The sequence below is a fragment of the Isoptericola sp. NPDC055881 genome (assembly GCF_053615895.1).
This window is the reverse complement of record NZ_JBSHCR010000118.1, coordinates 1-6,880: the sequence shown is the minus strand read 5'-3', so window position 1 is coordinate 6,880 and position 6,880 is coordinate 1. Positions and strand designations below refer to the sequence as shown.

General features: G+C 71.9%; 5 protein-coding genes. 2 read left to right on the top strand and 3 right to left on the bottom strand.

The genetic code is table 11. From position 1 onward, the window contains the following. Positions 1–54: 54 nt before the first annotated feature. From ACWGKI_RS20235 to ACWGKI_RS20225, 3 genes are all read right to left on the bottom strand, one after another. Entirely contained in the window at positions 55–660 is a 606-nt protein-coding gene (locus ACWGKI_RS20235) for a ClpP family protease (RefSeq protein WP_380245563.1), read from the bottom strand. Next, the gene (locus ACWGKI_RS20230) at positions 660–1,271 is read right to left on the bottom strand and encodes a ClpP family protease (RefSeq protein WP_380245564.1); all 612 of its coding nucleotides are present in this window, start codon (positions 1,269–1,271) and stop codon (positions 660–662) included. Before ACWGKI_RS20230 ends, ACWGKI_RS20235 begins: the two co-directional genes overlap by 1 nt. A 112-nt stretch (positions 1,272–1,383) precedes the next feature. Then, entirely contained in the window at positions 1,384–1,911 is a 528-nt protein-coding gene (locus ACWGKI_RS20225; RefSeq protein ID WP_452189437.1) for a MarR family winged helix-turn-helix transcriptional regulator, read from the bottom strand. 129 nt (positions 1,912–2,040) lie between these two features. Between ACWGKI_RS20225 and ACWGKI_RS20220 the strand changes: the two genes are divergently transcribed. Then, complete coding sequence (locus ACWGKI_RS20220) at positions 2,041–3,273, top strand: MFS transporter (protein ID WP_380245566.1); 1,233 nt, start codon at positions 2,041–2,043, stop codon at positions 3,271–3,273. A 233-nt stretch (positions 3,274–3,506) separates the two neighbouring features. Then, positions 3,507–6,818, top strand: a complete 3,312-nt coding sequence (locus ACWGKI_RS20215) for an efflux RND transporter permease subunit (protein ID WP_452189435.1) — start codon at positions 3,507–3,509, stop codon at positions 6,816–6,818. Positions 6,819–6,880: the final 62 nt, after the last annotated feature.

The following is a 6,880-nucleotide window of genomic DNA, read 5'->3' as shown; positions in this document are numbered from 1 at the left end:
GACTTGATCCTCAAACGGACCGTTTGAGGATCAAGTCAGCACGCACGATGGCGGTCAGGCGGCGGCGGACAGCTTCCGGGAGGTGACGACGGCGTCGGCCACCCCGTACGCGACGGCGTCGTGCGCCGACAGGATGAGGTCACGGTCGGTGTCCGCCCGCAGCCGCTCGGGGGTCTGCCCGGTGTGCCGGGCGAGCAGCTCCTCCGTCTCCGCCCGCAGCCGCAGCACCTCGCGCGCCTGGATGGCGAGGTCGGACACGGTGCCCTGCCCCTGGCTGGACGGCTGGTGCAGCAGCACGCGCGAGTGCTCCAGCACGGTCCGCTTGCCGGGCGTCCCGGCCGCCAGCAGCACGGCGGCCGCCGACGCCGCCTGGCCCATGCACGTCGTGGCGACGTCGCAGCGCACGTACTGCATCGTGTCGTAGATGGCGGTCATGGCGGTGGCCGAGCCGCCGGGGGAGTTGATGTACAGCCCGATCTCCTGGTCGGGGGCCTCGGACTCGAGGTGCAGCAGCTGCGCCATGACGACGTTCGCCACGCCGTCGTCGACCTCCGTGCCGAGGAAGACGATCCGGTCGCGCAGCAGCCGGCTGAACACGTCGGAGTAGCGCTCGCCCAGCGGTGTCCGCTCGACGACGTTCGGGATCGTGTAGGAGCTCATCACAGCCCCGCCTTCCGGCCGGCGGCCGTGGGTCGCACGTCGTCCACGTTCTCCACGATGCGGTCGACGATCCCGTACTCCACGGCCTCGGCGGAGGTGAACCAGCGGTCGCGGTCGCTGTCGGCGGCGATCTGCTCGACGGTGCGCCCGGTGTGCTGGGCGATGAGCTCGTGCATCACCCGCTTGGTGTGCTCGAGGTTCTCCGCCTGGATCGCGATGTCGACGGCGGTGCCGCCGATGCCGGCGGAGGGCTGGTGCATCATCACGCGGGCGTGCGGCAGGGCGTACCGCTTGCCCTTCGTGCCGGTGGTCAGGAGGAACTGCCCCATGCTCGCGGCGAAGCCGAAGCAGACGGTGGCCACGTCGTTGGGGAGCAGCCGCATGGTGTCGTAGATCGCGAGACCGGCGCTGACGGAGCCGCCGGGGGAGTTGACGTAGAGGGCGACGTCAGACCGCGCGTCCTCGGCCGACAGGAGCAGGAGCTGGGCGCAGACGCGGTTCGCGACGGCGTCGTCGATCTCGGTGCCGATCACCACGATGCGCTGGTGCAGCAGGCGGGAGGTCAGCTGGTCGTCGAAGGCGGGAGGACTGGTCGGTGTCGGTGTGCTCATGGCCTCACCGTCCCCCGGCCGACGGCGCAGCGGGAGGGCTCTCTGCCGGGAGCGCATCTGCCCAGGGCAGATCTCAGTCGCAGGTCTCAGTCGCAGGTCTCAGTCGCAGGTCTCAGTCGGTGACGCCCGCCCGCTTGAAGGCGTCGAGGTCGGCGTTGAGGCGCTCGACGAGGTCCGCGAGGTGGGCCCGGTCGTCGGCGGTCCAGCCCTCCAGGACGGTGGCGTACAGGGCGCCCCGGTGCCGGCGCTGCGTCGCGAGCGCGCGGCGGCCGCTCGGCGTCGCGGTGACCACGACGGCGCGCCGGTCCTGCGGGTCGCGGCTGCGCTCGACGTGGCCGGCACGGTCGAGGGCGACCACCTGGCGCGTGACGGTGGAGGCGTCGAGGCCGAGGCGGTCGGCGAGGACGCTCACGTGCTGCGGGCCGCCGTCGCGCAGGGCGTGCAGCAGGAGGTACCCGGAGCGGTCGAGGTCCTGGTGCCCCAGGCGTGCCGTGGTGGCGGCGCTGGTGCGCTCGGCCCGGCGCAGCAGCTGGGCGAGGCCGAGCTCGATGCGCGCGAGGTCCGCGGGGGTCGAGCCTTCGGGGTCGACGCGCAGGTCAGGGCGTTCGGGCGCCGAACTGTTACCCGGGGAAGCGATCATAGGTGTATTCTACAGGTAATTACCTGCATGATGCAGGCATCTCGCGCCCGGAGGCGCGTCCGGCGACCGTGACGGCGCCGCACCAGGAGACGAAGCCCGCGGCACCCGTGGGGCAGGAGTGAGGAGTCCGTGGCAGGCACACGCAACGAACCGAACAAGACCGCGATCTACGCGACCGCGCTGACCGCGTTCTTCGCCATCGCCGGCATCGCGGTCGTCGACCCGATCCTCCCGGTCATCGGGGAGGCCATCGGTGCGACGACGTGGCAGATCGAGCTGCTGTTCACCGCCTACATCGCCGTCATGGCGATCGGCATGATCCCCGCCGTGCTGGCGACCGGGAAGTTCGGGTACAAGAAGATCCTCGGCGCGGGGGTCACCCTCGTCGCGATCGCCGCCATCCTCGCCGCGCTGAGCACCTCCATCGGCCAGCTCGCGGCGCTGCGCGGCCTGTGGGGCCTCGGCAACGCGATGTTCTTCGCCACCGCGATGGTGCTGCTCGTCTCGCTCGCCAACGACCGCGAGTGGGTCGTCGGGATCTTCGAGACCTGCGTCGGCCTCGGGTTCGCGGTCGGCCCCCTGATCGGCGGGCTGCTGGGCAGCATCAGCTGGCGCGTGCCGTTCTTCGCCTGCGGGCTGTTCATGATCATCGCCCTCGCGATGTCGATCACGAAGCTGAAGGACCCGGCAGAGAAGCCGGCACCGCTGCACGTGGGCCAGGTCTTCTCCCTGTTCCGCAAGCCCGCGTTCCTCGCGCTCGCCGTCGTGACCGCGACGTACAACTTCGTGTTCTTCATCATCCTCGGCTACACGCCGATCTTCCTGGGGCTCGACGTCATCCCGCTGGGTCTCGTGTTCACCGCGTGGGGCCTCGGGCTCGCGTTCGGCATCCTCGTCGTCGGGCACAAGCTGGCCCACACGATCGGCGCCGTGCAGACCCTGGGCGTGGCCGTGGCCGGCGTCCTCGTCATGACGCTCCTGCTCGCGCTCGGGCTCCCGACGGCGGCCTCGATCGTCGTCCTCGTCGTCGCCGGCGTCTTCATGGGCATCGCCAACGCGATCCTCACCGACCTGTCGCTGGCGCTCGGCGACCCCGACCGCCGCGTCACGACCGGCGCGTTCAACCTCGTGCGCTGGGGCTTCGCCGCCCCGGCCCCGGTGATCGCCGGCCTGCTGCACCCGGTGGGCGCCTCCGCGCCGTACTGGGTCGGCGTCGGCGTGCTCGCCGTCGGCGTGGTCGTCTTCCTGCTCACCGCCCACAAGATGGCCGGTCAGCTGGGCGAGCGCGTGCTGTGGGCACGCTGGAACAAGGCCGCCGCCGCCGTCGAGGGCACGCCCGAGGAGGCCATGTCGGAGCTGTGACCGCAGCGCGTCGACGGCGGTGACGGCGGCGACGCCGTCCCGCGAGCGCGCCGCGACGGGCGCCGGGCGGACCACGCCCGGCGCCCGTCGTGCGTCGTGCCGGCACACGCCTCCGCCGGTGTCAGCCTTTCGGAGGATGTCCGCGGGAACCGCGGGCGCGTATCGTCCGTTCAGCCCGTGCGTCACGACAGCGGAGTCGTGCCTGTCCTACCGACCGTCCGTCTGGAGTGAGCGTGTTCCGACTTGCCCGCCTGTCCTTGGCGAACCGCGCCGTCGTCGCACTCGCGACCGTCGCGATCCTCGTCTTCGGGGTACTGAGCCTGGGCTCCCTCAAGCAGGAGCTCATCCCGTCCCTCGAGCTCCCTGCGGGAGCCGTCGTCGCCGTGTACCCGGGCGCGTCGCCGGAGGTGGTCGAGGAGCGCGTCACCGAGCCGCTCGAGGCCGCCGCGAAGTCCGTCGAGGGGATCGAGTCGGTCGGCTCGACGGCGTCCACGGGCAGCTCCGTGACGACCGTCCAGTTCACCTACGGCACGGACATGGACGCCGCCGCGCAGCGCCTGCAGACCGCGGTCACGCGCACGCAGTCGCAGCTGCCCCAGGACGTCGAGCCGCAGGTGATCACGGGGTCGCTCGACGACCTGCCGGTCATCCAGCTCGCGGCCGCAGGCGCCGACGGTTCTGTGGACCCGGCCGCGCTGGCGGACACCGTGGACACCGTCGTCGTGCCGGCCCTGGAGGACGTCGACGACGTGCGGTCCGTGGCCGTCACCGGCGGCGAGACCAACCAGGTGCTCGTGGACGTCGACACCAAGAAGCTCGCCAAGGCGGGTCTCACCACCGACGACGTCGCCTCGGTGCTGAAGGACAACGGCGTCGTGCTGCCCGCGGGCACCATCACGGACGAGGACGTCACCTACTCCGTGCAGTCGGGCTCCAGCATCGACAGCGTCAAGGAGCTCAAGGCGCTGCCGCTGGTCGTGACCCCCGACGCGGCGGCCGCCGCGGGCGCGGCGAGCGCGGGTGACGCGACCGGCGGCACCACGGGCGAGACCGGCGACGGGACGGGCGCACCGCCCGCCGGCACGACGGCCGACCCCACCGCCACCCAGGCCCCGCAGGTCCCCGAACCCGTCGTGCTCTCGGACGTCGCCACCGTCAAGGTGGCCCCGGTCGAGCCGACCTCCCTCTCCCGCCTCGACGGCGAGCCGTCGCTGGGCATCGCCATCACCAAGACCCCCGACGGCAACACGGTCGAGGTCTCCCACGCGATCCAGGACGCGCTCGACGACCTGGAGCCCGCGCTGGACGACGCAGGCGTCACCACCGCCGTCGTCTTCGACCAGGCGCCGTTCATCGAGGAGTCGATCCACGGTCTCGCCACCGAGGGCGGGCTGGGCCTCGCGTTCGCCGTCCTGGTGATCCTCGTCTTCCTCATGTCCGTGCGGTCCACGCTCGTGTCGGCGGTGTCGATCCCGCTGTCGCTCGCGGCCACGTTCCTGGTCATGAACCTCACCGGCTACACGCTCAACATCCTCACGCTGGGCGCGCTGACCATCTCGATCGGCCGTGTCGTCGACGACGCGATCGTCGTCATCGAGAACATCAAGAGACACCTGTCGTACGGCGAGGAGAAGAAGGCCGCCATCCTCACGGCCGTGCGCGAGGTGGGCGGCGCGATCGCGGCGTCGACCATCTGCACCGTCGCCGTGTTCGCGCCGATCGCGTTCGTGAGCGGCATGGTGGGCGAGCTGTTCCGCCCGTTCGCCATGACCGTCACCATCGCGATGCTCTCCTCGCTGGTCGTGGCCCTCACGATCGTCCCCGTCCTGGCGTACTGGTTCGTCAAGACGCCGGCGGTGCCCGCCTCGCCCGAGGAGGCCGAGCGCGTCCGCGAGGCCGCCGAGGCCAAGGAGCGTCGCGGCCTGTGGCAGCGCGCGTACGTCCCGAGCCTCGGCGCCGCGCTGCGCCACCCGTGGGTCACGCTCGTGATCGCGGTCGCCGTGCTCGGCGGCACGCTCGCGATGGTGCCGCGCCTGGAGACCAACTTCATCGGTGACTCCGGCCAGGACACCGTCACCGTGACGCAGACGTTCGAGTCCGGCGCGTCGCTCGACGCGCAGGACGCCGCGGCCACCCAGGTCGAGGACGCGCTCGAGGGCGTCGACGCGGTGCAGAGCGTGCAGACGACCGTCGGCACCGGGGACGCGGCTCAGGCCGCGTTCATGGGCGGCGGCTCGACGCCGAAGGCGACGTTCGCGATCACCCTCGACCCGGACGCCGACGCGGTCGCCGCCCAGGACGAGATCCGGGACGCCGTCGAGCCGCTGGCCGTGGGCGTCTCGACGGGCGTCAGCGTCTCCGGCGGGGACTCCGGCTTCGGCTCCAGCACGGTGGACCTCGTGGTGCGCTCGCACGACGAGGACGACCTGCAGACGGCGGCGCAGCAGGTCACCGACGCCGTCACCGACCTGGACGGCGTGGCCGAGGTGAGCAACAACCTCGCCGCCGCGCAGCAGGTCGTGCAGGTGGACGTGGACCGGGACAAGGCGGCCGCGCTCGGTCTCACCGAGACCCAGGTGTCCGGCATCGTCGCGGGGGCGATGGACCCCGAGCAGACCGTGGGCGAGGTCGACCTCGGCGACGGGCCCACCGACGTCGTCGTGAAGTCGGGCGACGCCCCGGCCACGCAGGCGGAGATCGAGGACCTCCAGCTGCCCTCGGCCACGGGCATGGTGCCCCTGACGGACGTCGCGACGGTGGAGCGGGTGGACGTGCCCACGTCCATCTCGCGCACCGACGGCGAGCGCTCCGCGACGGTGTCGGTGACGCCCGAGACGCAGGACGTCGGCACGCTGAGCGCCGACATCACCGCGGCCACGGACGGCCTCGACCTGCCGGCGGGCGCGACCGTCGAGGTGGGCGGCGTCGCCGCCGACCAGTCGGACGCCTTCGCCGACCTCGGGCTCGCGCTCGTCGCGGCGATCGCGATCGTCTTCCTGGTCATGGTCGCGACCTTCGGCTCGCTGGTGCAGCCGCTCATCCTGCTGGTGTCCGTGCCGTTCGCGGCCACCGGTGCGCTGCTCGCCCTGCTGGCCACGGGGACGCCGCTGGGCGTGCCCGCCCTGATCGGCGTGCTCATGCTCATCGGCATCGTGGTCTCGAACGCCATCGTGCTCATCGACCTCATCAACCAGTACCGCGAGCGGGGCCGGTCGCTCGACGACGCCGTGCACGAGGGCGCCCGCAAGCGTCTGCGGCCGATCGTCATGACGGCGCTGGCCACGATCTTCGCGCTGACCCCGATGGCGGTCGGTCTCACGGGCGGCGGCTCGTTCATCAGCCAGCCGCTGGCGCTCGTGGTGATCGGCGGTCTGGTGTCCTCCACGCTGCTGACGCTCTTCGTGGTGCCGGTGATCTACACGCTCATCGAGCGGCGCAAGGAGCGGCGGCGCGCCAAGCGCGACGCCCGTGCCCTGCGCCGGGCCGAGAAGGCCGCGGCCCGCACCGAGGGCAAGGAGCAGGAGGCCGAGGAGGCCACCGTCTGACGGGCTCCGCCCGGAGCGTCGTGGGTACGGAAACGGCGTGAATTCCTGGGGGAATTCACGCC